Raw genomic sequence first — 23,930 nt, forward strand, 5'->3', positions numbered from 1 at the left:
CGCCGCCGCGCTTCATCACGTGTCCACGCCGGATGGCTACGGTGACCGCATGACGCCCCGCCGCTCCCGTAAACCGCCGCCGCTCGCCAAGCCCGTGGACGCGGTGCCGCAGGGCGGCCTGGCGACGCTGCGGCACGAGGCGGCGCGGACGCAACTTGTGGCCGACCTGGCGCGCGCCGCAACGGGTCTCACGCCGCATCCTGAAGGCACTCATCGTCGAGGACGACGATTCCAGGATGAGCGAGTGGAATGATGCCATCACCGCACACCATGCCGATGCAGGGAACAAGGGGTTCCAGATCGACCACGTCGTCTGCAAACCCGTACCCGATGCAAAGCGGAAGCTTGATCCTGGCATCAATCGTAAACGAAGGCCGTCTTCATGACGGCCTTCGTCTTTTCCGGATGGGCGCCACCCACCGGCTTCTTCAGACAGCCGCCGGCCCTTTCAGCTCGACCATATTGCCCTGCGGGTCATACAGGTAGATCGACGGCCCCTCGCCTTTTGCGCCGTAGCGCGAACCCAGTTCGCCGATGCGCACGCCATGCGCCTTCAGATGCGCCAGGATCGCCGCCTCGTCGTAGTCCTCCACGCGCAGGCACAGGTGATCCATGTTGTGACCTTCCCGGCCCGGCGCGGCACCACCGTGGCGGCCGAGTTTGCCGTCGACGGATACGAGGTCGATCAGCGAGGCGCCGGCACGCAGCTGCACCAGGCCGATGTCGTCCTGCCGGCGTTCCTCATGGCAACCCAGTACGTTGCAGTAGAAACGTTGCATGGCCGCGACGTCGCGGACGCGCAGCACCACGTGGTCGATGTCGCCGATGCGGATCATGGGAGGTCTACGGATCGGGGCGTGGGGGAATCCGAGCATAGCGCAGGCGGGTAACCGGGCTTCCTGAACCAGGTTCCGCCGGCTGCAACACGGCCAGCATCCCCCTGTATAATCGCCGTGGTAAACGCATGGTGGGAGAAGCGGGCGTCCCCGGACCGGGTACGTGCCGCTGCCGAAGACGCAACGCCCGTAATCGCTCAGGCTCCCATACCACCATGTGCGAACACTCTGGAGAGAGCGGTTGAATCCGCCGCCGAAGGGGCACGAAGCGCAATCGCCGCGCTTCCAAACTCTCAGGCAAAAGGACAGAGGGGCGCCCCGCGTGCGGCACGGCACGCGAGTCTTCGGATGCCCACCCATGAGCCACAATCCCACTTCCCTGCGCGACCTCGAACACCACGGCGCGTTCATCGAACGCCACATCGGTCCGGACGACGCCGAGATCGCGCAGATGCTGCACGTGGTCGGCCACGATTCGCTGGAATCGATGACCGACGCCATCGTTCCCGCTTCGATCAAGTCCGCCGCCCCGCTGGCGTTGCCGCAGGCAATCACCGAAGAGGAAGCGCTGGCCAGGATCCGCGCAATCGCCGACAAGAACCAGGTATTCCGCAGCTTCATCGGCCAGGGCTACTACGGCACCTCCACGCCCAACGTCATCCTGCGCAACATCCTGGAAAACCCGGCCTGGTACACCGCGTACACGCCGTACCAGGCGGAGATCTCGCAGGGCCGCATGGAGGCGCTGATCAACTTCCAGACGATGTGCGCCGACCTCACCGGCATGGAGATCGCCAACGCCTCGTTGCTGGACGAAGCCACCGCCGCGGCTGAAGCAATGACCCTGGCCAAGCGTTCGTGCAAGTCGAAGTCGAACGTGTTCTTCGTGTCGAACGGCGTGCACCCGCAAACGCTGGAAGTGGTGCGCACGCGCGCCGAACCGCTGGGCATCGAGCTGGTGGTCGGCGCTGACGGCGACGCGGCCGGCACCGAGGCGTTCGGCGTGCTGCTGCAGTACCCGGACACCTTCGGCAGCATCAACGATTACCAGGCGATTGCCGACGCCGTGCACGCGCGCGGCGGTCTGGTCGCGGTAGCCACCGACCTGCTCGCGCTGACCCTGATCGCCGCGCCCGGCGAATGGGGTGCCGACATCGTGGTGGGCAACTCGCAGCGCTTCGGCGTGCCGTTCGGCTTCGGCGGCCCGCATGCCGCGTTCATGGCCTGCCGCGACGCGTACAAGCGCTCGATGCCGGGCCGCCTGATCGGCGTCTCGGTCGACGCCGAGGGCAAGCCCGCCTATCGCCTGACCCTGCAGACCCGCGAGCAGCACATCCGCCGCGAGAAGGCCACCTCCAACATCTGTACCGCGCAGGTGCTGCTGGCGGTGATGGCTTCGATGTACGCGGTCTACCACGGCCCCAGGGGCCTCGTCCGCATCGCCCGCCGCACGCATCGCCTGGCCGCGATCCTCGCCGCCGTGTTGCGCCAGGCCGGCGTCGCCGTGGGCAAGGAGTTCTTCGACACCCTGCACGTCACCGGCGTCGACGCCGCGGCGCTGCACGCGAAGGCCGAGGCCGCGCACATCAACCTGCGCCGCATCGACGACCACAGCGTCGGCATCAGCCTCGACGAAACCACCACGCGCACTGACGTGATCGCGCTGGCCGGCCTGTTCGGCGCCACCATCGCCGACATCGACGCGCTCGACGCCACCACCGCCGACGCCCTGCCCGCCGCGCTGCTGCGCCAGAGCGCATTCCTCACCCATCCGGTGTTCAACACCCACCACAGCGAACACGAGCTGCTGCGCTACATGCGCGCGCTGGCCGACAAGGACCTGGCGATGGATCGCACGATGATCCCGCTGGGCTCGTGCACCATGAAGCTCAACGCCACCGCCGAGATGATCCCGATCACCTGGCCGGAGTTCGCCAACATCCACCCGCTGGCGCCGGCTGCACAGGCGCAGGGCTACAAGGAACTGATCGACGGCCTGGAAGCGATGCTGGTCGAATGCACCGGCTACGACGCGGTCAGCCTGCAGCCGAACTCCGGTGCGCAGGGTGAATACGCCGGGCTGCTGGCGATCCGCGCATACCACCGCTCGCGCGGCGAAGCGCATCGTGACATCTGCCTGATCCCCGAATCCGCGCACGGCACCAACCCGGCCTCCGCCCACCTGTGCGGCATGACCGTGGTGGTGACCAAGTGCGATGCCAACGGCAACGTCGACGTCGAGGACATCCGCCGCGCCGCCGAGAAATACAGCGACCGTCTCGCCGCGCTGATGATCACCTACCCGTCCACGCACGGCGTGTTCGAGGAAGACATCGTGGCGATCTGCGACATCGTCCACCAGCACGGCGGCCAGGTGTATACCGACGGCGCCAACATGAACGCGCTGGTCGGCGTGGCCAAGCCCGGCAAGTGGGGCTCGGACGTGTCGCACCTGAACCTGCACAAGACCTTCTGCATCCCGCACGGCGGTGGCGGCCCGGGCGTCGGCCCGTGCGCGGTGAAGTCGCATCTGGCTCCGTTCCTGCCGAAGAAGCTCGGTGAGGACAGCGCCACGGGCATGGTCAGCGCAGCCAGCTTCGGCAGCGCCTCGATCCTGCCGATCAGCTGGATGTACATCACCCTGATGGGCCAGCAGGGCCTGCGCAGGGCAACGCAAGTGGCCCTGCTCAACGCCAACTACATCGCCAAGCGGCTGGCGCCGCACTACCCCACCCTATATACCGGCCGCAACGGGCTGGTCGCGCACGAATGCATTCTCGACCTGCGCCCGCTCAAGGACGCCACCGGCATCGGCGCCGAGGACGTGGCCAAGCGGCTGATCGATTTCGGCTTCCACGCGCCCACGCTGAGCTTCCCGGTCGCCGGCACCTTGATGGTGGAGCCCACCGAGAGCGAATCGCAGATCGAGCTGGACCGCTTCATCGACGCGATGATCCAGATCCGCGACGAGATCCGCGCGATCGAGGAAGGCAAGCTGGACCGCGAGGACAACCCGCTGAAGAACGCCCCGCACACCGCCACCATGGTCAGCGGCAGCGAGTGGACCCACGCCTACCCGCGCGAGCTGGCCGCGTTCCCGCTGGCCAGCCTGAAGCTGCAGAAGTACTGGCCACCGGTCGCCCGCGTCGACAACGTCTACGGCGACAAGCACATCATGTGCGCCTGCATCCCGGTGGACGCGTACAGGGAAGAAGCCGAGGCATAGCCCTCCGCGCTTCGGCGCCGGCGCGAAAAGGCCCCGCATGCGGGGCCTTTTCGTTTTCCGCGGCGCGCAGGCATCAGTCGCCCGGCGCCATGCTCATCTCGAACGAGGTGTAGAACGGCGCCCGCGGCGGGACGAACAGCGAGAGCGTGCCCAGCTGCTTTTCGAAACAGACGGCGAAATCGGAGTTGCCCTCGCGCCAGGTCGCGACGATCTTGCCGCCCGCGTCCAGCTCCACGACAACGACAAACGGAGGCATGCCCGCCGGCCCCATGGCCCGCGCGCACAACGAGACGATCCGGTCGATGACCGCCCCTTGCGATGCCAGCAGCGCACCCGACTGGGTCTTCGACACGGAAGCCTCGTCGCGGTCGGCAAGCGCCTTGGCATCGGCGTAGGACCGGCTTGCCGCAAAAACCGGGAGCGTCGCGGCGGCGAGCGCCGCGAAAAAAATGACCTTGTACATGCCGATCTCCATGAGTGCGCCTGCGCAGGATGCCGCGACGTCCCGAAGCTAACCCGCCACGACGCAATTGCGGCCCTGCTGCTTGGCCTGGTACAGCCGCTTGTCCACCACGTCGATGAACGACCGCAAATCGTCGTCGTGGCCCGGGATCACGGTGCCCGCACCGACGCTGATGGTCAGTGTGGGGCCGATCGGGGATGACTCGTGCGGGATCTGCTCGGCCAGGATCAGCTGGCGGCAGCGCTCGGCCAGCTTGCCGGCGGCGGCCCCGTCGGTCTCCGGCAGCACCAGCACGAATTCCTCGCCGCCGAAGCGGGCCAGCAGGTCGCGTGCGCGCGTCGCGGCCGAATTCAGGATACGCGCCACGTGCTTCAGGCAGGCGTCGCCTTCCAGGTGGCCGTAGCGGTCGTTGTACTGCTTGAAATAGTCGATATCCATCATGAGCAGCGACAGCGGCTGCCGGTTGCGCCGCGCGTTGCTCCACTCGAGCTCGATGATCGCGTCGAAGCGCCGCCGGTTGGCCACGCCGGTCAGGCCGTCGCGGAAGGAAAGCTCCTCCATCTCCTTCTGCAGGCTGATCAGCTGCTGCTCGGTGCGCTTGCGCTCGCTGATGTCGAACATGAAACCGATCAGCGAATCGACCGTGCCGTCGGGCCGGCGTACCACGTGAACCACGTCGCGGATCCACACGTAGTGGCCATCGCGGGTCAACGCGCGGTAGTCGGCCTCGTGATCCACGCCGGCCAGCGACTGCGCCACGCAGAAATCCACCACCCAGCCGCGGTCCTCCGGATGCATGCGGCTGGCCCAGTCATCCACGCTCTCCCAACTCGACGGTGCCCAGCCCAGCAGCGCCTCGATCTGCGGTCCGATGTAGGCGAACTGCTTGCTGTCCCAGTCGATCTTCCACGGGATCGCCCGGGTCGACTCCAGCAGTGTCTTGTAGACGGCGCTGCCGAGCGCCATCCGATTATCGATGTCCACCATTTCGCCGATTCCCGGGATTGTGCCTGTCCATGCAACGCAAACCATGGCCCGCACGAAATATATATCAAGCCATCGGCGTGCCAGGCTTCCCCGCGCAACGGCTCGACGGCGCCGATCCCCGGACGGCAGAAGGCCCCGTCATCCGGGGCCTTCGCCGGTGCAACCGTGCAGTTGGCTCAGCCGCCGTTCTGCGCCAGCCAGGTGTCGACCGCCGGCAGCCGTTCGTTGCGGATCATCATGCGGTACTTGATGTTCGCGACCGTGGCGTCGGCGGCGCGGCGCGACGTGGCCGCGACGTGGGCATCGGCGTAGGCCTCGATCTTGCCGATCATCGCCGGGTCGAACGAGGAGCCACCCAGGCTCGGGTAGTAGCGGCTGCTGGACGTGGAGTCGACCAGGGTATCCACCTTTTCGCGGTGGGCCAGCGCAAAGTCGAACGCCATCTCGGGGTGCTGGTAGGCAACGATGCCGATCATGCCGGCGCTGTTGGTCGCCCCCGGCTCGTCGGTGAGGGCCAGCTCCAGCGCGCGCCGGGCCAGGACGTCATCGTCGGCATAGGACAGCAGCGAGTACAGCTGGTCCTTGATCAGCGGGGTCTTTTCCGCCTTCGCCATCGCATGCAGCTGGTCCCAGCTGGCGGCGTCGGCGTGCCGGGCCACGATCGCCAAGATGGTCTTGCGCAACGCCGCGGGCACGGCCTGCGGGTCATGCTCCTGTGCCGCGAAGCGGCGGCGCGCCTCGTTGATCACGCCGGGGTCGCCCAGATTGCCCAGCGCGCCGATCAACTGCGTGCGCAGGATCGCCACCGGATCGCTCTCGCCCGGCTTGGCCTCCCAGCCGATGCGTGCGAACACCGGCGCCAGCCGCTTCACCGCGAACGCGCGGAAGCGCGCCTGGCGCGCGGTATCGCCGCGGTAGTAGTTGTCCAGGCCGTCGAGGGTGCCGGCGATCTCGCCCCAGATCTGCGGGTCGGCATCGGCCGGGGTGGCCTGGACCAGGTCCAGGTAGGTCGATGCAGGCTGCAGACCGGCCATGCCCAGTGCCCAGGTGTCGTTCATCAGACCGAGCTGGTCGATCGGCGCCACTTTGCCGAACGCGCCCTTGATCGCGGCGAACTGGGCCGGCGTGTACAACGTGCGGTAGTAGCCGCCCTGCCCTGCATTCACGATCACCGGCGCGCAGCCGGGCACCGTCAGGGTGGCCTTGCCGTCGGTCACCAGGGTGCTCGCCGGCGCGCCGCCGATGCCCTGGGCGATCACCGGCACGTGCCAGCGCAGCGGTTTCTTGTCCGGGCGGTCCTTGGTGAATTCGCCCTGGCTCAGTTGCAGCGTGGTCCGGCCGCCGCTGCACGCGGCGGCGTCCACGCGGATCAGCGGGATGCCCGGCTGCAGGGTGAAGTCATGCGCGATCGCGGTGATCGGCTTGCCCGCCACCGCCTGCACTTCGCGCCACAAGTCGTCGGATCGGGTGTTGCCGTAGGCGTGCGCCTTGATGTAATTGCGCACGCCGGCACGCCAGGTATCGGCACCCACGTAGCCTTCCAGCATGCGGATCACCGCCTCGCCCTTGGAATAGGTGATCGAGTCGAACGCCTGGCTGGCCTGTTCCACCGTCTCCACGTGCTGCACCACCGGGTGCGTGGTCACCGCCGCGTCCAGCGACATCGCCGACTCGCGCGTGCCGACCGCCTCCAGCGCGGTGTTCCATTCCGGGTGCAGCTTCTCGGTGGTACGCGCGGCCATCCACGAGGCGAAGCCCTCGTTCAGCCACAGGTCGTCCCACCAATGCATCGTCACCAGATCGCCGAACCACTGGTGCGCCATCTCGTGCGCGGCAGTGTTGAAGATCGCCTGCTTGTCGGCCTGGGTCGAGATGGCGGGGTTCAGCAGCAGCGCGTATTCGAAGGTGTAGATCGCGCCCCAGTTCTCCATCGCCGAAAAGAACTGGCTACTGCCTGGCGAAGCGATGTTGTCCAGTTTGGGCAGCGGGTACGGCACGCCGAAGTAGTCGTTGTACTCGCGCAGCACGGCCGAGGACGACGCCAGCGCGAAATCGGCCTGCGATGCCAGCCCCTTCTGCGTGATCACGCCGATCTCGGTGCCGTCGGTCATGGTGGTGGCGCGGTCGAACTCGCCCAGGCCGAAGAACAGCAGGTAGGTGGACATCTTCGGCGACGGCTGGAAGCGCACGCGGACCAGGCCGTTGCCGAGATCGGTGGTCGACGCCGCCGGCATGTTGCTCACCGCCATCTCACCCTTGGGCACGGTCACCTCGAGATCGAAGGTGGCCTTGTACGCCGGCTCGTCCCACGACGGGATGAAGCGGCGTGCGTCGGAATTCTCGAACTGGGTATACAGCGCGCGCCGCTTGCCCGCCTGGGTGTCGTAGTCGATCGCGAACAGGCCGGTGGCCTGGGTGCCAATCCTGCCGGTGTAGCTCATCGCCAGCTTGTAGCTGCCCGGCGGCAGCGGGCGATCGAAGGTGAAGGTGGCCGTCTGCGCCTGCGCGTCCACCGACACCTTGGGGTCGGCGACCGCCATCCGCAGCCGTGTCGGCGTCAGCTGCACCGAGGAGAACGCCATGTCGACCGCGTTCAGCGTGATGCTGGTGGTCGGCTGCAGCACGTCGACCGTCACCGTGACCTTGCCGTCGAAGCTCAGCTTGTCCGCATGCGGCGTCACCGCCACGTCGTAGTGGCTGGGCCGCACGGTGCGCGGCAGCTGGGTGGTGGCGAGATCCGTCGCGGGCGCGACGACAGGCGCCGTCGCCAAGGCCGTCATCGAAACGCCGGCGAGCGCCAGGGCAATCGCGGAAACCAGCAACGTATCACGCATGACATTTCCTTCCATGCAAGTAGGGATCGGGGAACGGCGAACCACGGGTTCATCGACCGGCATCTTCGGCACCGGCCGGGGGCCGAACGATACTGACGCGCACCCATGCCATCGTGCACAGGCCGGAAGTCATGGCACACGGGATGCCTTGCGCGGAGCCGCTTACATCTGAACGACGGGACATTGACGGCGTCCACCGCAGGATGACCCATTCCCCCCGCGACGCCGCGCGTCGCACCCGTTCCGGAGCATTTGCCATGGCCACGAAGAAACAGTCCGCCAATTCCGCCCAGCCCTCCGCGTCCCGCGGCCACGGCGACGAACTCCAGGAAATGGCGGGCGGGAGCCACCCGCCGCTGACCACCAACCAGGGTGCGCCGGTCTCGGACAATCAGAACTCGCTGCGCAGCACCCCGCGCGGGCCGATCTTGCTGGAAGACTTCGTACTGCGCGAGAAGGTCATGCATTTCGACCACGAGCGCATCCCCGAGCGTATCGTGCACGCGCGCGGCTCGGCCGCACACGGCTACTTCGAGCTGACCAAGTCGCTGAAGGAATACACCACCGCGAAAATCCTCACCGAAGTCGGCGAGAAGACCCCGCTGTTCACGCGCATCTCCACCGTGGCCGGCGGCGCCGGCTCGATCGACACGCCACGCGACGTGCGCGGCTTCGCGGTGAAGTTCTACACCAAGGAAGGCAACTGGGACCTGGTCGGCAACAACATCCCGGTGTTCTTCATCCAGGACGCGATGAAATTTCCCGATCTTATCCATGCGGTGAAGATGGAGCCCGACCGCGGCTTTCCTCAGGCGGCCAGTGCGCACGACACGTTCTGGGATTTCATCTCGCTGACGCCCGAGGCGATCCACATGATCATGTGGGCGATGAGCGACCGTACGATCCCGCGTTCGCTGCGCATGATCGAGGCCTTCGGCATCCACAGCTTCCGGCTGGTCAACGAGCGCGGCGACAGCACCTTCGTGAAGTTCCACTGGCGCCCGAAGCTCGGTCTGCAGTCGCACGTATGGGACGAGGCGGTGAAGGTGGCCGGCGCCGATCCGGACTTCCACCGCCGCGACCTGTTCGAGGCGATCCAGGCCGGCAATTTCCCGGAGTGGGAGCTGGCCGTGCAGTTGTTCACCCAGGCCCAGGCCGACGGCTTCCCGTTCGACCACCTCGACGCCACCAAGATCATTCCCGAGGAGCTGGTGCCGTTGACCGTGATCGGCCGCATGGTGCTGGACCGCTGGCCGGACAACTTCTTCGCCGAGACCGAACAGGTGGCCTACTGCCCCGCCAACATCGTGCCCGGCATCGACTTCTCCAACGATCCGCTGCTGCAGGGCCGGCTGTTCTCCTACCTCGACACCCAGCTGTCGCGGTTGGGCTCGCCGAACTTCCACCAGCTGCCGATCAACGCGCCGAAGTGCCCGTTCGCCAACCAGCAGCGCGACGGCCACATGCAGATGGAGCAGCCGAAGGGTCGCGTCAGCTACGAGCCCAGCTCGCTCGACCCGGCCTCCGCACGCGCCAGCAGCAGCGGCTTCCGCAGCTTCGCCGAGCCGGCCGACGAGGGCAGCAAGGGCCGCATCCGCGCCGAGAGCTTTGCCGACCACTACAGCCAGGCGCGCCAGTTCTACCGCAGCCAGACCACCTTCGAGCAGGCGCACATTGCCTCGGCGCTCGTGTTCGAGCTGTCCAAGGTGCAGACGCTGCACGTGCGCGAGGCGATGGTCGGCCATCTGCGCAACGTCGACGAGGACCTCGCCCGCCGCGTCGCCGATGGACTGGCCCTGCCCGGCTTCCCGCCCGCGCAGCCCAAGGCGGTGCCCGCGAAGGACCAGCCACCGTCGCCGCCGCTGCAGATCATCGGCAAGATGAAGGACACGCTGAAAGGCCGCGCCGTCGGCATCCTGATCCACGACGGTTCCGACGCCGCCGCGGTCAAGGCACTGCGCAAGGCTGCCGAATCCGCCGGCGCCAGCGTCAAGCTGGTCTGCCTCAAGGTCGGTGGCGCAAAACTCGACGACGGGAAACACCAGCCCGCCGACGGCCAGCTCGCCGGCACGCCGTCGGTGGTGTTCGACGCCGTGGCGCTGGTGTTGACTGAGGAGGCCGGCAAGCTGCTGGCGAAGGAAGCGGCCGCCGTCGATTTCGTGCGCGACGCCTTCGGCCACCTCAAGGCCATCGCCGCCGACGCCGGCGCGCAAGCGGTGCTGAAAGCCGGCGGCATCAGGAAGGACGCCGGCGTGGTCGACGCCAGCGACAGCGCCGGCTTCATCAAGGCAGCGAAGACCCGGCAGTGGGAACGCGAGGCGAAGCTGCGCACGCTGGCCTGAATGCCCCTGCTCTCTCCCCCTGCTCGCGGAGGAGGGTTGGGTGGGGTCGCTCTTCGACAGGCTCAGTCAAAAGCCGCAGCCTCTCCCCAGACCCTGGACCAGAGAAAAGCCCCAGGGCCAGGCAGGGGAAGGAGCAGGCCCCTCCCGCTCCCCTGCAAACAGGGGAGAAGCAGCAGGTGCCTCACCTCGCCCGCGCCAGTGCCGTGCGCAGATGCAGGCTGCGGTTGCGGCAGACGTCGAAGCCCTTCACCGTCATCTGCCGCCCATCGGCGAAGTCGACCAGAAAGTCGCGCCGGCAGCCGCCCTCGTGCTGCAAGGCCAGTGTCGTCGCACCGTTCGCCTGCAGCGATCTCCCGCCGACCACCAGCCGCTCCCAGCGCAAACCGTCCGCCGCGACCGTGGAAAGCGCGGTCACGCCGGTGTTCGCGTCGTTCACCACATCCACGTAATAAACCGGCGCGGCCGCAACCATCGACACCACGCCAAACAGAACCAGACCCAGTAGTGCGCGCATGAGAGTACCCCGCGAGTATTCCGGCAAGAGAAACCACCTGGCGCCGCCGCGGCGGCGTCATCCGATCGTCCAGCACATCGATTCGCGATCCGCGCGGTGGAAACACCCGCAACGCTTGCGCGGCTCACGGAGTCATTGATGCAGGCAGCCGGCACCGGGTTGCGCATGACTCATGGCATGGCCTGCGTCGCAGGCCCGGCAGGCTGCCCGGTCAACGCGGCGCCATGAGCAGCGTTTCCCTGCCCTGCATGCCGCCGTTCGACCGGCACGGCATGGCGCCACAGCAAATGCCGGCACCCCATCCTGAAGGACACCGTCATGAAAAATGCTTCGATGATTCGTCTCGGCCTGCTCGCCTGCACCGCGTTCGCCAGCGCCGGCGCGATGGCCTCCGGCACGACCGTCCCGGGCCACCCGCGCGTCAATGAGGTCAACCAGCGCATCGACAACCAGCAGGCTCGCACCGCCAAAGGCCTTGCGGACGGCACCATCACCGCCCGGCAGGCGGCCAACGATGAACGGCGCGACGCCAACATCGTCCAGCGCGCAAGCACCGACGAAGCGAAGCACCACGGCCACCTGACCAGGGCCGAAACCCGCCGCCTCAACCGCGCGGAAAACCGCAACAGCCGCGCTATCCACCGTCAGCGTCACTGATCGGTTGCGCAGACAAAGGGCCCCGTTTGGCGGGGCCCTTTGTCGGGGCCGCGACGGCATCTCGTCGCTGCCTGATGCCTCTGCGCCCGCCGCAGCCTGGCGCGGCCTCAGCCGGGCGTCGCGTCCACCGGCACGGCCAGGCTGCGCTTGAGCGTGTCCAGCGCCACGCGCGTGCGGAAGCGTTTCACGTTGGCGTTGGCCGTCACCAGCCGTTGCATCAGCGCGTCGTAGTCGCCGACGTCGCGCGCCGTCACCACCAGCACGTAGTCGCTGTCGCCGGTCACGTACCACGCCTGCTGGATCGCCGGCTCGGCGGCGATCCACTGCCGCAGGCTGGCCAGCAACTCGGGCCGCTCGCGCTCGACCTCGAGGTCGGCGATCACGGTGAGCCGCTGGTCCACGCTGCGCGGATCGATCAGCGCCACTTCCGCCACGATCACGCCGTCCTCGCGCAACCGCGCCATGCGCCGCTGCACCGCCGATGCCGACAAGCCGATGTCCGTGCCGATCATCTCGGCGGAGCGCCGCGCGTCGCGTTGCACGATCGCGAGGATGCGGCGATCGAATTTGTCGAGTTCGGCAGGCATCGGGCGCAAGGACCTCGGGGGACGGGGAGAAAACCTGTTTTGCGGGCCGACAACGCCACTTCGCCGCGCCGCGGAAACCTAGCATAGGTCGTCGCCTTCCACGCATTGCGAGACCTCGTCCATGCCCACGCTGACCCGCCTCGACCGGATCCTTGCCGCATCGCGCCACATCGATCCGGTGTTCCTGGATTCGCCGACGCTCACCAACAACACCCTTAACGCGGCGCTGCAATGCCAGCTGATCGCCAAGGACGAAACCGCCAACCCGATCGGCTCGTTCAAGGGCCGCGGCACCGAGTTGTTCGCCGCGCTGGCGCTGCAGCCGGGGGAATCCGTGGTCTGCGCGTCCGCCGGCAATTTCGGCCAGGGCCTGGCCCGCGCGGCGATCCGGCGCGGGCATGCCTGCACCGTGTTCGCCGCGGAAACCGCCAACCCGGCAAAGGTCGCCGCGATGCGAAAACTGAGCGCTGACGTGCGGCTGGCCGGCAGCGATTTCGACGCCGCCAAGGACGCCGCGCGCTGCCATGCCGCAGCCGCCGGCCTGCGTTTCGTCGAAGACGGCCTCGAAGCCGAGCTCGCCGAAGGCGCCGGCACCCTCGCCCTGGAACTCGCCGGCTCGACCGAGATCGACGTCATCGTGGTGCAGGTGGGCAACGGAGCGCTGCTGGCCGGCGTGGGCACCGCGATCCGGCACGTCGCACCGCGCGCGGAAATCATCGCGGTGGTGGCCGCCGGCGCACCGGCGATGAAGCTGTCGATCGACGCCGGCCGGCCCATCGGGACCGACCACGCCGACACCATCGCCGACGGCATCGCCGTGCGCGTGCCGATCGCCGCCACGCTGGCGCATCTGCGCGCGTGTTGCGACGACGCCGTCGCCGTATCCGACGCGCGGATCTTCGAGGCGATGCGCCTCATCCATCACCACCTCGGCGTCGCGGTGGAACCCTCCGGCGCGGTCGGGGTGGCGGCCATCCTCGACGACCCGGACCGTTTTGCCGGCCGCCGCGTGGCGACGATCCTCTGCGGCGGCAACCTGTCGCCGGCCATGCGCGAACGGCTGACGGCGGCATGAGCGCCAGTCCACCTTCCCTCTCCCAGGAACTCGCATCACGATGAAACTTCTGTACCAGACGCACTCGCCCTACGCGCGCAAGGTGCTCGTCGCCGCCCACGAGCTCGGCATGCAGCACCGCATCGAGGTGATCCACCACGAGACCAGCCCCACCCGCCGCAACGACGAGGTGTTCGCGCTCAACCCGCTCGGCAAGGTGCCGGTGCTGATCGTCGACGACGGCCCGGCGCTGTTCGACTCCAACGTGATCTGCGAATACCTCGACAGCCTGCATGCGGGCGCAAAGCTGATCCCGCACGAGCCCGCCGCGCACTTCCATGCCCTGCGCAGGCAGGCGCTGGCGCAGGGCATGGCCGATGCCGGCATTGCCGCGCGCTGGGAAGCCGAGCGGCGGCCCGTGGCATCGCGCTGGCCACCGATGCTGCAAGGTCAGCTGGACAAGATCGCCGCCGCCTGCGACTTCCTCGAGCGGGAGATCGGCGACGCACCGTCCACGGCGACCCTGCCCGACGTTGGCGACATCGCCCTGGCCACCGCGCTCAGCTGGATCGCCTTCCGCGACGTCTATCCGTTCGCCGACGGCCGCCCGCGCCTGTCCGCCTGGTACGCGCGCTTCAGCCAGCGCCCGTCGATGCGGGCCACCACGCTGGCCGGCAACACCCGCGACTGAACGCACTTCTCCACTTCCCCCGACCGGATGCGCCCATGAGTTCCCTCTGGACCGACCTGCTGTTCCTGCACGGCCACATCGCCGATCCCCAACTCGCCCGCCGCATGCTTTCCCCCGCACCGACCGAGCCGGAGCCGCCCGTCGCCCCTCCCGCCGCGACGCCGATGCCCCTGCTGCAACGACTCGCCCGCCGCCTCTGTTTCGACATCGGCGATGGCGTATCGCGCACGCAGTGAAGGGATCGGTCGACCGTGCACAAAAAAGGCCCCGATGGCGGAGCCTCTGTCGTCGCGCTTGCGGGGACCGTCGGAATCCAGTTTCCGCTCAGGCTCCCGCCTCCGGTTCGGGCTTGATCTTCTCCAGTACCTCTTCCAGATCGGCGATCGCATTCTCCAGCGCCTCGTGCAGCTGGCCCTGGCGATCCATCAGATCGGCGAGCTTGTCCGCCTGCTTGAGCTTGGACAATTCGCCGTCGAACAGCAGCCACGCCGCGGTCAGCGCTTCCACGTTGTTCTTCGAGTAATGCCGCATTTCCTTGAGCTGCGCCACCGTATCGACGATGTGGTCGGCTGGCGTCTTCGCGTTTTCATCGGACATGGAAGGGTTCCTCCTGGCAGCCCGACGTATCGGGCCGTTCGTCCTGACGGTAGCGACGCCGATGCGAAGTGCGAGTCAACGTCCTGCTTAGGACTCGTTGTCCGTCACGACAGCCGGGGCGACGCACGACCCACCTGCCATGCGCCTAGCGCCAGCCGGCGTCGCGCGCCGCGCGTTCCTGCCGTGCATCGAACACATTGCCGCGCAGGCGGGCATCGACTGCCGCCTGAACGGCGGGCGGCATGTCACTCGCTGCCTGGCGCAGTTCGCTGCCTTCCGGCGTGGCCGCCGCACTGAGCACGGGCAGCTCCCAGCCCGCATCGCTGTGACAGGCCAGGCCGGCTCGCGCCGGCGGGGCGTGCAGCACGAAGGTGCGGCAGATGCGCCCGTCGCTGCTGCGGAAACTCAGGCCGATGGCAACCGGGGCATGCACATCCGGTTCGCTCGCCAATGCCTCGTCGAGCGCGTGGGTCAAGGCACCCGCGGCGAACGACTGGCCGCCCTGCACGCGCACCAGCTCGCCGCCAGGCTGCCACCACCACAACGCCACGGCGAGCAGCGCCACCGATGCGGCCAGCGCGGCGCCTGGCACAAACCAGCGGCGGTGAGCCGTGCGGCGGCGAGTCGCGCCGTGCCCGCCAGCCGGCACGACGGGCGACGTGGCCGGTGTCGCCGACTGCGCGGATGGCGGCTGCAACAAGGCGGACAGGCGTGCCGGCACCGGCTCGTCGAGCACCGGATCGAACGCGGCGCGCAGCTGCGCCCGCACGGCGCGCGCCCGCTCCACGCGACGGGCGAGCACGTCGTCGTGCGCCAGCGCCGCCTCGATGCGCGCGGCGTCGGACGCGTCGAGTTCGCCGTCCACGTAAGCCTGCAAGGTGTCGTCGTCGATCGGGTTCATGCGTCTTTCCCAAGATGGGCCTGCAAGGTGGCGCGGGCGCGGGCCAGACGGCTGGTGACGGTGCCCACCGGCACGTCCAGCAGCTCGGCGGCCTCGCCGTACGACATGCCCTCGACCAGCACCAGGGCCACCACTTCACGATGATCCGGCGGCAACGCCGCCAGCGCCATCGCCAGTTCCAGCTGCTGCGCGGGCTGTGCGCTGGCGCGATCGGCGGCCATCTCGCCGGCTTCCTCCGGCGCGAACAGATGTTGCGAGCGGCCGCGTGCGCGCAGCTCGTCGCGCCAGGCGTTGCGCGCGATGGCGAACACCCACTTGTCCAGCGCGGCATCCGGCCGCCACTGCGCAGCGCGGGCCAGCGCGCGCTCCAGCACGATCTGCACCAGGTCGTCGGCGTCGGCAACCTGCCCGACCAGCGCCCGCGCCAGGCGACGCAGGCGCGGCAGCAGCGGGATCAGTCCTTCGCGCACGGCGTCGCTCGAATTCACGCATCACCTTCCATTACGTCCGAAGGGGAGGATTCCTTCCCTCGTGCGCAGCGGCGCGGTTCGAGGGCGTAAAGCGGGCCCATGCTAGCATCCGGCCCCGTTGCTCCCGAGGCCGTTGGCCATGCCCTTGCGCCGCTCGTCCACCATGCTCGTCACGTTGCTGGCCATCGCACTTGCCACGATGAGCGCGGCGCCTGCACAGGCGCAGGTGCTCGGCCCGGTGCAGGGTCTGCCGAACGTGCAGGTCCCCGGCGTGGGCCTGCCCGGCGTGGTTCCCGCCTCGCCCTTGCGCAGCGTGGACGACCTGTTGCGCGGACCGCTGGCCCTCACGCGAAAATTGCAGATCGACGCGCTGCGACGCAGCGAGCCGCGGCGCGTCGACCTCGATCCCCACGGTGCGCCGATCCTGCGCGGCGAATTTCTCGCCATCGGCCTGTCGGATGCGCAACTCGACGCGGTGCGGGCGCTGGGCGTCAACGTGGATCGCGCGACGCCGGCGGACGCGACGCTGGGGCTGGACTTCGTGGTGCTGCACGACACCCGCCGTCGCAGTACGGCCAGAGCCATGCGCGCCTTGCAGCGTGCCGCGCCGGATGCGACGTTTACCTACCAGCACCTCTACCTGCCCGCGGGCCATGCTGACGTGGCCAACGCAACCAGCGCGGCGACCCCGTCGTCCGGCGCGCCGGCGCGACGCGTGGGCCTGGTCGATGGCGGCGTCGACCCGGCCGATCCTGCGCTCGCACGTGCGCGCATCGAACGGCATGGTTGCCGGACGGCGACCGTATCGCGGCACGGGACTGCCGTTGCCGCCCGCCTCGTCGAAGGCGACCCGGACACGCTGTACGCCGCCGACCTGTGGTGCGGCGATGCGGTCGGCGGCGCCACCTCGAACCTCGTCGACGCGCTCGCGTGGATGGCGCGCGAGCACGTGGCGGTGATCAACATCAGCCTGGTCGGCCCCGACAACCCGGTGCTCGCGCGTGCGGTGCAGGCGATGATCGCGCGCGGCCACGTGCTGGTCAGCGCGGTCGGCAACGACGGACCCGCGGCACCGCCGCTGTTTCCCGCGGCGTACCCGGGCGTGATCGGGGTCAGCGGCGTCGACGCACGCGACCGCGTGCTGCCCGAATCCGGCAGTGGCGAGCAGGTGGATTTCTGCGCGTCCGGCGTGGTCGGCAGCGGCCGCAACGCGCTGCGCGGCACCTCGTTCGCGGCGCCGATCGTGGCGCGAAAAGCGGCCCAGCTGCTGGACGCTCCTCGCGAGGGCGCCGCGGCACAGGTACAGCAGCAACTGATCGATGCAGCCCGCCCCCTCGGCGCCCCGGGCCACGACCCGCGCTACGGCTACGGCCTGCTGTCGCCCTGAAGCTGAACAAAAGCCGACCGCAACCCGCCGCGATGGAAGGATCGTTCCGGCAGCGGCGTACAGGACCCCGGAAGCCGCGGATCGGCCGCAGGCAGGAGGTCCCACCATGCGCAACACGACCCTCAACCACAAAACCCTCAACACCGCCCTGTTCGCCGGCGCGCTGGCTCTGGCCGCGATGGTCCCGGCGCATGCCCAGGTGCTGGGTGGCGGCTCGCTCACCGGCGGCATCACCGGCGGGATGAACGGCCCGATCCATTCCACGATGGGCCAGGTGGGCGGCCAGATCGGCGGCTCCGCGCGCGGCATGGGCAACCTGCATGCGCCCGACATCAACACGCGAGCTGCCGAACGGCGCGCCGAACGTCTGCGCCAGCGCGCCGCGGCGACCGCCGCTTCGGCGACGAACACCGCCGGCCAGACTGCCCGCCAGGTGAACGGCCAGGCGGCCGCCGACACCGCCGCCGGCCTCACCGGTGCAGCCGGCGCCAACGCCGGCACCGCCGGCAACCAGGCTGCGCTGGGTGGCGCGGGAGAACTGGGTTCGACCGCGACCGGCGCCGTCGACGCTTCGGGCATGCGCGACGCCGCGACCGGTGCTGCAGGCCAGGCCGCCAGCCAATCGCGTTCGGCCGTCTCGACGGCCAAACGCGGCACCCGGGGTGCGCTGGGCCGTGTACAGAACACGGCCGGCAACGCCTCCGCGAGCGCCGAGGGTGCGGCCGAAGGTTCGGCCAACGCCGGACTGAGCGCCGCCCGCCAAGCTACCGCCACCGGCACCCAATCGGCGCATACCGCCGGCTCGCTCGGTACCGACGCGGCGGGCAGCGCGTCGCAGGCCAGCTCGGCCGGCGCGAACGCCGCACGCCAGCCGTCGGGTAACGCCGCGACCCCGCAACCGCGCCTGCTGTCGCCGATGTCCAACGCCGTGCGCGGCGCTGGTGACAAGACGATCGACGTGTCGGGCTCCGGTGCAGCCAACGGCAACACGAACGCCAACGCCGGCTCGACCTCCGGCACCCGCGGCGCGGCCAACGCCAGCGGCCGCGCCGGCGGCCAGGCCAGTGCCCACGGTTCGGCCCGCGACGGCATCTCTACCTCGGCGCAAGCCGACGGCGATGCCGGAGCCAGCGCGAATGCGCAGCAGCACTAAGCCAGCAGCACCGTAGAAAGCAGGAGCCCCCGCTTGCGGGGGCTCTTTCGTTGGCTCGGCAAATCCATCAGTTATGGCGCCATCGTCCCGCCTTGCGACTTGGCCCGCAGCGCCTCATACAACTGTGCCGGCCCCAGCAGGATGTCTTTCAGTCCATCACGTACGCGCTCGGAGCCGAGCGCCTGGGTGCTCATGCTGGAGTGAGCCTCCAGCGCATCCATGATGGCGTGCATCAGCGCGTGCTTGAGGTCGGGCGAGTTGGCGAATTGCTCCTTGCTGTTGCTGCCGGCCTGCTGCACGAGGGTGTCGTTTTCCAGCAGCTTGCCCTTGAGCACGCCGTTGACGTAGACCAGTTGGTCGTCGTCGGTAAGCTGGCCCTCGAACAGGCCGTTGACCTTCTGGATGATCTCGGCCAGATACGCCCGTTGCTTCTCCTGCACCGAACCGCTGCCCACCGCATCCATCGGCGGCAGCTTGTAGCTGCCGTCGCCATTGAGGTTGAGCGGCTGGCGTCCGGCGCTGCGCAGCGTGTGGTGCGTCAACACCACCTTGGACAGGTCCACCGTGTCGCGCTCGCGACCGAATTCCAGCAACGGGATCAGCCGCTTGTAGAAGATGAAGCGTTTCTCGATATCGGTGTTGCCGTAGTCGAACACCTGCGACAGGAAGGCATACAGGCGCACGTACGCGCCCATGTCGTTCTTGAACAGCACCAGCGCATCGAGCACGTCCTTGTTCGACTCCGCCGTCTTGTCGTCGCCGGCGACCAGTGCGGCGGCCCTCGCCTGCTGCGCGGCCTTGTAGCGCTTGAGCAAGCGGTCGGCTACGGGCGCGATGGCGCTGCTGAGCTGAGCCTGCGTGCCGTGCGGATCGGTCTCCACTTTCGCGACACGCTCCACTTCGAAGTCGTCGTAGTGACCGCTGGCATCGAGCTTGGCGCGCAGGTCGAAGACCAGGTGCGGATCGGTGGTCGCTTCCAGTTCAGCGGTGTCGTAGTAGGTCTTGAACGCCTTGAGGATCTCAGTCGCCTCGTTGACGAAGTCGAGAATGTAGGTGGTGTCCTTGCCCGGGTGCGCGCGGTTCAGCCGTGACAACGTCTGTACTGCCTGGATGCCGCCCAACATCTTGTCCACGTACATGCCGCACAGCAGCGGTTGGTCGAAGCCGGTCTGGAACTTGTTGGCGACCAGCAGCAGGTGATAACCGGGATCGGCAAACGCGTCGCGGATGTCGCGGCCCTTGAGGCCGGGATTGAGGTCGATGCTGGTCTCGGTCACCGCCTGCGGATAGCTCTCGGGGTCATTCACCTCGCCGGAGAACGCCACCAGCACGCCCAGCGCGTAGTGCTGCCGCTCGATGTAGCCGCGGATCGCCTTCTGCCAGCGCACCGCCTCCTTGCGGCTGCCGACCACCACCATCGCCTTGGCCTGGCCTGCCAGCAACGGCTGCACGTTCTCGCGGTAATGCTCCACCACGATCTGCACCTTCTGCGCGATGTTGTAGGGATGCAGGCGAACCCACTGCATGATCCCCTTCATCGCCGCGCTGCGTTCCACCTGGGTCTGGTCGTACTCCTTGCCATCGTGGGCCAGCTTGAAGGCGAGCTTGTACGGCGTGTAGTTCTTCAGCACGTCGAGGATGAAGCCTTCCTCGATCGCCTGGCGCATCGAATACACGTGGAACGGCTGCGGCAGCCCGTCATTGCCAAGCCGCCCGAACAGCTCCAGCGTCTTCTGCTTGGGCGTGGCGGTGAATGCCACGTAGGTCAGGCCCCGGTTGCCGCCCGCCCGCGCCGACATGCCGGCAGCCAGCAGGGTCTCGGTGTCGATCTCGCCGCCGTCCTGCAGTTCGGCAAGCTCCTCCGCACTCAACAGCTGCTTGAGCTTGGCCGCTGCTTCACCGGTCTGCGAGCTGTGGGCTTCATCGGCGATCACCGCGAAGCACTTGCCCTCGGTGGCTGCCATCTCCTGCACCGCCTGCAGCGCAAACGGAAACGTCTGAATGGTGCAGACGATGATCTTCTTGCCGTCCTTCAGCGCCTGGCCGAGCTGCGCGCTCTTGCTGCCGTGCTCGCTGGTGATGGTTTCCACCACGCCGGTGGTGCGCTCGAAGTCGAAGATCGCCTCCTGCAACTGCGCGTCCAGCACGTTGCGGTCGGACACCACCAGCACGCTGTCGAACATTTTCCTGTTCGTGGCATCGTGCAGGTCGGCCAGAAAGTGCGCGCTCCACGCGATCGAGTTGGTCTTGCCCGAGCCGGCCGAATGCTGGATCAGGTAGCGCTGCCCCGGCCCTTGCGTCAGCAAGTCGGCCACCAGCTTCCGCGTGGCGTCGAGCTGGTGGTAGCGCGGGAAGATCACGCCCGTGAGCTGCTTCTTGTCGTCGCGCTTGCCGATCAGGTAGCGGCCCAGGATCTCCAGCCAGCTGTCGCGCGCCCATACCTCTTCCCACAGGTACGCCGTGGCAAAGCCGTCCGGGTTCGGCGCATTGCCGGCCGCGCCGTGATTGCCGCGGTTGAACGGCAGGAAACGCGTGGCCGGCCCGGCCAGCCGCGTGGTCATCATCACCTCGGTCTGGCTCACCGCGAAATGCACCAGCGCGCCGCCGGGGAAACCCAGCAGCGGTTCGAGCTGCCCGCCCCTGGGCTGCGGATGCCGGTCGAAGCGGTACTGATCCACCGCATCGTTGACGCTCTGGGTGAAATCGGATTTCAGCTCGGCCGTGGCCACCGCGATGCCGTTGACGAACAGCACCAGGTCCAGCGCGTCCTGCGCGTTGTTCGGCGAATGCCGCACCTGGCGCACCACGCGCAGCCGGTTCGCCGCGTAGTGCTGCTGGATCACCGGGTTGATCGCCAGCGCCGGCTTGAACTGCACCAGCGACAGCGGCTCCTTCAGCCCGAGCATCTCCACGCCCCGACGCAGCACCTCCAGCGTGCCGCGCTCGTTGAGGTTCTTGCGCACGCGTTCGGCGATGCGCTCGGCGGCTGCGGCACCGTGGGTCCTGGCGAGGCGCTGCCAGCTGTCCGGCTGGGTCGCTTCGATCCAGGCCAGCAGGTCGGGCAGGTACAGGCCATGCGTGCGGTCGTAGTGTTCGGCATCGCCTTCGCCGTAGAGCCAGCCGTGCGCGGCGAGGTGCGCGCAGATTTCCGCTTCGAAGTGGTGTTCCTGATGCAGGTTCATGCGGCACCCAGCAGCTCGGGATGGTGGTCGCACAACCATTGCCTGGTATGCGCCAACAGTTTCCCCGCCTCGTCCAGACAGGAGGCCAACGTCGCCTCGGAAATCGGATCACCCTCGTAATCACTGAGATTGCGCTGCTTGCGCAAGGCATCCAGCACGATCACGGTAGGCGCCGGCACGCCCATAGTCAAAGTCAGGCACTGGATCGCGGTCTGGTGATCGCTTGGTTGGCTGGTCGCCGTGCGATAGCCGCTGGCCCACAGGCCAAGCATCGCGCACTGCATCAGGCACTTGTAGGCCGCGTCGAAGCGGTTGTCGGTACTGATGGTCGCGACGTTCGCATCCGCCAGATTACGTTGTGCCGCCTCCAGCAGTTTGCGCACCGCTGCGCCGTCTGGCGCGTGCGCCAGCAGGCGCTTGATCGCCAGCAAGTTCTGCAAGGTCATCCTTATCCCCCATCAGGAACACATTGGGCTGGTCCAGAAACCGGCGGACAAACGCATCGCCACTGGCTGCCCGTCGACGAAATTCCGCCGGCGCATACAGCACCGGGTTGATTTCGCGCTGCAACGACTGCTGCGCCGGATACAACGCCTGCACCAGTTCGGCAAAACCGGCCTTGCCCACCACCAGCAGGTCGATGTCGCTGCCGGCCGACTGCGTGCCGCGAGCCATCGAGCCAAACACCAGCGCCACGTCGATACTACCCGCCAGTGGCACCAAGGCCTCCCGCAGCACCGGCACCATCCCGAGGGTCTTGCGGAACATGACCGCCAGTTCGACGAACAACGGACACCGTGCATCCGCCTGGTAGCGCACCTGGTTGCCCTGCTCGCTGCACAGCACCAGGCCAGCCCCCACCAACTTGTCCAGTTCGCGCCCGAGCGTGCCCGCGTGGCTGCCGGTCAGTCGCGCCAGCTCGCGCTGATGGAAACTTTCCTGCGGGTTCAACAGCAACTGCGCCAACACCCGTTGCCGGGTGGCGGGAAACAGCAGATCCATCAGGGCGGAAGTGTTGCTCATATGGCAACGAATGTTGCTAAATCAGCAACACATGCGCAAGGGCGTGAAATGCTCCCCCGATTGCCCGGATTGCCGTCCCTCGCCATCAAGCCGCAACCAACCGAAAGCTCACCTGATACCGGTAGAACCGGATATTCGGCACGGCTGCCAATGCCCAACGAAGCTTGCGGTCATCTTCCAGCGCAATGATGGCCCCTTCTACCGTTTGCCCCGGCTCGGCGATCTGCTCCTTGACGTAGCCCATGTAGCGCAGGGTCTGGCCAACCACCACATCGCTGGCGCGGCCACGCTTGAGCTCCACTACCAGCAGACGCATGCGGTCACGGCTCACCGCCAGGATGTCGATCGGGCCGGCATCCGTGGCGTACTGCTGACCGACGGCCTCGCCGTCCTCCTCGTAGATGGCGAACTCTCGGCTCAGCTCGGTCTGGCCCCAGTTGCCAACCAGGAAATCCTCCAGGTGTTTTTCCATCGCGAAGGCCAGCGGATCCTCGATCACCGGATCGGTCGCCACCACCGTGACCGGCACCGGCGCTTCGCCGAGAAAGCGCTCAATCTCCGTTGCATACGACGTGATGGTGGACACCGTGCCGATGGAGCCGGTGGAATTCTGCAGCGCCTCGCTCATGGCCGAGCGGGCGATGGCCACATCCAGCCAGCGCACCGCACGGCGGTGCGGCAAGACATTCCCGGGCGCGTACTGGTAGTCGCCCACTACTTCGCCGGCACGATAGCTGCCCGAACCATCCGGACATAACACGATGTCGCCTTTGGCGATGCCCTTGGCAATCGTCCAAAGCGCACCGCAGGCAAGCCCCGCACCGATCCGGGTCTTGTCTGGATGGCCGGCGAGATAGATCGGGATGAAGGCCTTGTTGAACTCACGCCACTCGTCCGGCAGACGGCCGCCGAGATCCTGCTCGATACCGAAGTCAGCGCCGATGAATCCGCCGCGTAAGCACTCGTCTGCGTGGACGCTGCGCCTGCCCAGCATGACGCGGTAGTAGTTCCTCATTGGCAAACCCC

Annotated in this window: 22 protein-coding genes and 1 riboswitch; of the genes, 9 read left to right on the forward strand and 13 right to left on the reverse strand. The window is 67.8% G+C overall.

Features of this window, described 5'->3' with window-relative positions; translation table 11 throughout:
* Positions 1-49: 49 nt before the first annotated feature.
* A complete protein-coding gene (locus tag R5H19_RS10040) occupies positions 50-253 on the forward strand; it encodes a hypothetical protein (RefSeq protein ID WP_318158849.1) in 204 nt (67 codons plus the stop codon).
* Between the two features lie 175 nt (positions 254-428).
* On the opposite strand, the gene R5H19_RS10045 is transcribed toward R5H19_RS10040, so the two are convergent.
* The gene (locus R5H19_RS10045; protein WP_318158850.1) at positions 429-836 is read right to left on the reverse strand and encodes a VOC family protein; all 408 of its coding nucleotides are present in this window, start codon (positions 834-836) and stop codon (positions 429-431) included.
* A 218-nt stretch (positions 837-1,054) separates the two neighbouring features.
* Positions 1,055-1,155, forward strand: a riboswitch (glycine riboswitch).
* A gap of 39 nt (positions 1,156-1,194) precedes the next feature.
* Between R5H19_RS10045 and gcvP the strand changes: the two genes are divergently transcribed.
* Complete coding sequence (gene gcvP / locus R5H19_RS10050; protein ID WP_318158851.1) at positions 1,195-4,062, forward strand: aminomethyl-transferring glycine dehydrogenase; 2,868 nt, start codon at positions 1,195-1,197, stop codon at positions 4,060-4,062.
* A 73-nt stretch (positions 4,063-4,135) separates the two neighbouring features.
* Here gcvP and R5H19_RS10055 read toward each other — a convergent pair whose 3' ends face one another.
* From R5H19_RS10055 to R5H19_RS10065, 3 genes are all read right to left on the reverse strand, one after another.
* Positions 4,136-4,525, reverse strand: coding sequence for a hypothetical protein (locus R5H19_RS10055; protein ID WP_318158852.1), 390 nt, complete (start codon positions 4,523-4,525; stop codon positions 4,136-4,138).
* 48 nt (positions 4,526-4,573) lie between these two features.
* Positions 4,574-5,512 (reverse strand): sensor domain-containing diguanylate cyclase, encoded by a 939-nt coding sequence (locus R5H19_RS10060; RefSeq protein WP_318158853.1) that lies wholly within the window; start codon positions 5,510-5,512, stop codon positions 4,574-4,576.
* 176 nt (positions 5,513-5,688) lie between these two features.
* The gene (locus R5H19_RS10065) at positions 5,689-8,346 is read right to left on the reverse strand and encodes a M1 family metallopeptidase (RefSeq protein ID WP_318158854.1); all 2,658 of its coding nucleotides are present in this window, start codon (positions 8,344-8,346) and stop codon (positions 5,689-5,691) included.
* 257 nt (positions 8,347-8,603) lie between these two features.
* Here R5H19_RS10065 and R5H19_RS10070 point away from each other — a divergent pair, with 257 nt between their 5' ends.
* Positions 8,604-10,688 carry a catalase gene (locus R5H19_RS10070; protein WP_318158855.1) on the forward strand — a complete coding sequence of 695 codons (2,085 nt, stop codon included), beginning with the start codon at positions 8,604-8,606 and terminating at the stop codon, positions 10,686-10,688.
* Positions 10,689-10,869: 181 nt separating this feature from the next.
* Here the strand turns inward: R5H19_RS10070 and R5H19_RS10075 are convergent, their stop codons facing one another.
* Positions 10,870-11,202, reverse strand: a complete 333-nt coding sequence (locus R5H19_RS10075; RefSeq protein WP_318158856.1) for a hypothetical protein — start codon at positions 11,200-11,202, stop codon at positions 10,870-10,872.
* A gap of 333 nt (positions 11,203-11,535) precedes the next feature.
* On the opposite strand from R5H19_RS10075, the gene R5H19_RS10080 reads away from it, so the two are divergent.
* On the forward strand, positions 11,536-11,859 hold the full coding sequence (locus R5H19_RS10080; RefSeq protein ID WP_318158857.1) for a hypothetical protein: 324 nt from the start codon (positions 11,536-11,538) through the stop codon (positions 11,857-11,859).
* Positions 11,860-11,966: 107 nt separating this feature from the next.
* Here the strand turns inward: R5H19_RS10080 and R5H19_RS10085 are convergent, their stop codons facing one another.
* Entirely contained in the window at positions 11,967-12,446 is a 480-nt protein-coding gene (locus R5H19_RS10085) for an Lrp/AsnC family transcriptional regulator (RefSeq protein WP_318158858.1), read from the reverse strand.
* Positions 12,447-12,567: 121 nt separating this feature from the next.
* Between R5H19_RS10085 and R5H19_RS10090 the strand changes: the two genes are divergently transcribed.
* The 3 genes from R5H19_RS10090 to R5H19_RS10100 are packed head-to-tail and all read left to right on the forward strand — an operon-like array spanning position 12,568 to position 14,427.
* Complete coding sequence (locus tag R5H19_RS10090; RefSeq protein WP_318158859.1) at positions 12,568-13,521, forward strand: pyridoxal-phosphate dependent enzyme; 954 nt, start codon at positions 12,568-12,570, stop codon at positions 13,519-13,521.
* Positions 13,522-13,561: 40 nt separating this feature from the next.
* A complete protein-coding gene (locus tag R5H19_RS10095; protein ID WP_318158860.1) occupies positions 13,562-14,191 on the forward strand; it encodes a glutathione S-transferase family protein in 630 nt (209 codons plus the stop codon).
* A gap of 35 nt (positions 14,192-14,226) precedes the next feature.
* Entirely contained in the window at positions 14,227-14,427 is a 201-nt protein-coding gene (locus R5H19_RS10100; RefSeq protein ID WP_318158861.1) for a hypothetical protein, read from the forward strand.
* 88 nt (positions 14,428-14,515) lie between these two features.
* Here the strand turns inward: R5H19_RS10100 and R5H19_RS10105 are convergent, their stop codons facing one another.
* From R5H19_RS10105 to R5H19_RS10115, 3 genes are all read right to left on the reverse strand, one after another.
* Positions 14,516-14,788 carry a hypothetical protein gene (locus R5H19_RS10105; protein WP_318158862.1) on the reverse strand — a complete coding sequence of 91 codons (273 nt, stop codon included), beginning with the start codon at positions 14,786-14,788 and terminating at the stop codon, positions 14,516-14,518.
* A gap of 145 nt (positions 14,789-14,933) precedes the next feature.
* Positions 14,934-15,689 (reverse strand): zf-HC2 domain-containing protein, encoded by a 756-nt coding sequence (locus tag R5H19_RS10110; RefSeq protein ID WP_318158863.1) that lies wholly within the window; start codon positions 15,687-15,689, stop codon positions 14,934-14,936.
* The gene (locus R5H19_RS10115) at positions 15,686-16,177 is read right to left on the reverse strand and encodes an RNA polymerase sigma factor (protein WP_318158864.1); all 492 of its coding nucleotides are present in this window, start codon (positions 16,175-16,177) and stop codon (positions 15,686-15,688) included. Before R5H19_RS10115 ends, R5H19_RS10110 begins: the two co-directional genes overlap by 4 nt.
* A 121-nt stretch (positions 16,178-16,298) precedes the next feature.
* Between R5H19_RS10115 and R5H19_RS10120 the strand changes: the two genes are divergently transcribed.
* Together R5H19_RS10120 and R5H19_RS10125 are read left to right on the forward strand one after the other, a co-directional pair.
* Positions 16,299-17,546: a S8 family serine peptidase gene (locus R5H19_RS10120; protein WP_318158865.1), complete on the forward strand. Its 1,248-nt coding sequence runs from the start codon at positions 16,299-16,301 to the stop codon at positions 17,544-17,546.
* A 106-nt stretch (positions 17,547-17,652) separates the two neighbouring features.
* On the forward strand, positions 17,653-18,699 hold the full coding sequence (locus tag R5H19_RS10125) for a hypothetical protein (protein ID WP_318158866.1): 1,047 nt from the start codon (positions 17,653-17,655) through the stop codon (positions 18,697-18,699).
* Between the two features lie 71 nt (positions 18,700-18,770).
* Here R5H19_RS10125 and R5H19_RS10130 read toward each other — a convergent pair whose 3' ends face one another.
* The 4 genes from R5H19_RS10130 to R5H19_RS10145 form a co-directional block, all read right to left on the reverse strand.
* Positions 18,771-21,881, reverse strand: a complete 3,111-nt coding sequence (locus R5H19_RS10130) for a DEAD/DEAH box helicase family protein (RefSeq protein ID WP_318158867.1) — start codon at positions 21,879-21,881, stop codon at positions 18,771-18,773.
* On the reverse strand, positions 21,878-22,264 hold the full coding sequence (locus R5H19_RS10135) for a DNA-binding protein (RefSeq protein WP_318158868.1): 387 nt from the start codon (positions 22,262-22,264) through the stop codon (positions 21,878-21,880). The genes R5H19_RS10130 and R5H19_RS10135 overlap by 4 nt, the downstream gene beginning before the upstream one ends.
* Positions 22,233-22,883, reverse strand: a complete 651-nt coding sequence (locus R5H19_RS10140) for a nucleotidyltransferase domain-containing protein (RefSeq protein ID WP_318158869.1) — start codon at positions 22,881-22,883, stop codon at positions 22,233-22,235. The genes R5H19_RS10135 and R5H19_RS10140 overlap by 32 nt, the downstream gene beginning before the upstream one ends.
* A gap of 106 nt (positions 22,884-22,989) precedes the next feature.
* Positions 22,990-23,919, reverse strand: coding sequence for an endonuclease NucS domain-containing protein (locus tag R5H19_RS10145; RefSeq protein ID WP_318158870.1), 930 nt, complete (start codon positions 23,917-23,919; stop codon positions 22,990-22,992).
* Positions 23,920-23,930 lie beyond the last annotated feature (11 nt).

The organism is Rhodanobacter sp. KK11, assembly GCF_033345435.1.
Classification (GTDB): Bacteria; Pseudomonadota; Gammaproteobacteria; order Xanthomonadales; family Rhodanobacteraceae; genus Rhodanobacter.

Coding starts and splice junctions, on each gene's coding strand:
- R5H19_RS10040 (WP_318158849.1), top strand. CDS start 50: ATGACGCCCCGCCGCTCCCGTAAACCGCCGCCGCTCGCCAAGCCCGTG.
- R5H19_RS10045 (WP_318158850.1), bottom strand. CDS start 836: ATGATCCGCATCGGCGACATCGACCACGTGGTGCTGCGCGTCCGCGAC.
- gcvP (WP_318158851.1), top strand. CDS start 1,195: ATGAGCCACAATCCCACTTCCCTGCGCGACCTCGAACACCACGGCGCG.
- R5H19_RS10055 (WP_318158852.1), bottom strand. CDS start 4,525: ATGTACAAGGTCATTTTTTTCGCGGCGCTCGCCGCCGCGACGCTCCCG.
- R5H19_RS10060 (WP_318158853.1), bottom strand. CDS start 5,512: ATGGTGGACATCGATAATCGGATGGCGCTCGGCAGCGCCGTCTACAAG.
- R5H19_RS10065 (WP_318158854.1), bottom strand. CDS start 8,346: ATGCGTGATACGTTGCTGGTTTCCGCGATTGCCCTGGCGCTCGCCGGC.
- R5H19_RS10070 (WP_318158855.1), top strand. CDS start 8,604: ATGGCCACGAAGAAACAGTCCGCCAATTCCGCCCAGCCCTCCGCGTCC.
- R5H19_RS10075 (WP_318158856.1), bottom strand. CDS start 11,202: ATGCGCGCACTACTGGGTCTGGTTCTGTTTGGCGTGGTGTCGATGGTT.
- R5H19_RS10080 (WP_318158857.1), top strand. CDS start 11,536: ATGATTCGTCTCGGCCTGCTCGCCTGCACCGCGTTCGCCAGCGCCGGC.
- R5H19_RS10085 (WP_318158858.1), bottom strand. CDS start 12,446: ATGCCTGCCGAACTCGACAAATTCGATCGCCGCATCCTCGCGATCGTG.
- R5H19_RS10090 (WP_318158859.1), top strand. CDS start 12,568: ATGCCCACGCTGACCCGCCTCGACCGGATCCTTGCCGCATCGCGCCAC.
- R5H19_RS10095 (WP_318158860.1), top strand. CDS start 13,562: ATGAAACTTCTGTACCAGACGCACTCGCCCTACGCGCGCAAGGTGCTC.
- R5H19_RS10100 (WP_318158861.1), top strand. CDS start 14,227: ATGAGTTCCCTCTGGACCGACCTGCTGTTCCTGCACGGCCACATCGCC.
- R5H19_RS10105 (WP_318158862.1), bottom strand. CDS start 14,788: ATGTCCGATGAAAACGCGAAGACGCCAGCCGACCACATCGTCGATACG.
- R5H19_RS10110 (WP_318158863.1), bottom strand. CDS start 15,689: ATGAACCCGATCGACGACGACACCTTGCAGGCTTACGTGGACGGCGAA.
- R5H19_RS10120 (WP_318158865.1), top strand. CDS start 16,299: ATGCCCTTGCGCCGCTCGTCCACCATGCTCGTCACGTTGCTGGCCATC.
- R5H19_RS10125 (WP_318158866.1), top strand. CDS start 17,653: ATGCGCAACACGACCCTCAACCACAAAACCCTCAACACCGCCCTGTTC.
- R5H19_RS10130 (WP_318158867.1), bottom strand. CDS start 21,881: ATGAACCTGCATCAGGAACACCACTTCGAAGCGGAAATCTGCGCGCAC.
- R5H19_RS10140 (WP_318158869.1), bottom strand. CDS start 22,883: ATGGATCTGCTGTTTCCCGCCACCCGGCAACGGGTGTTGGCGCAGTTG.
- R5H19_RS10145 (WP_318158870.1), bottom strand. CDS start 23,919: ATGAGGAACTACTACCGCGTCATGCTGGGCAGGCGCAGCGTCCACGCA.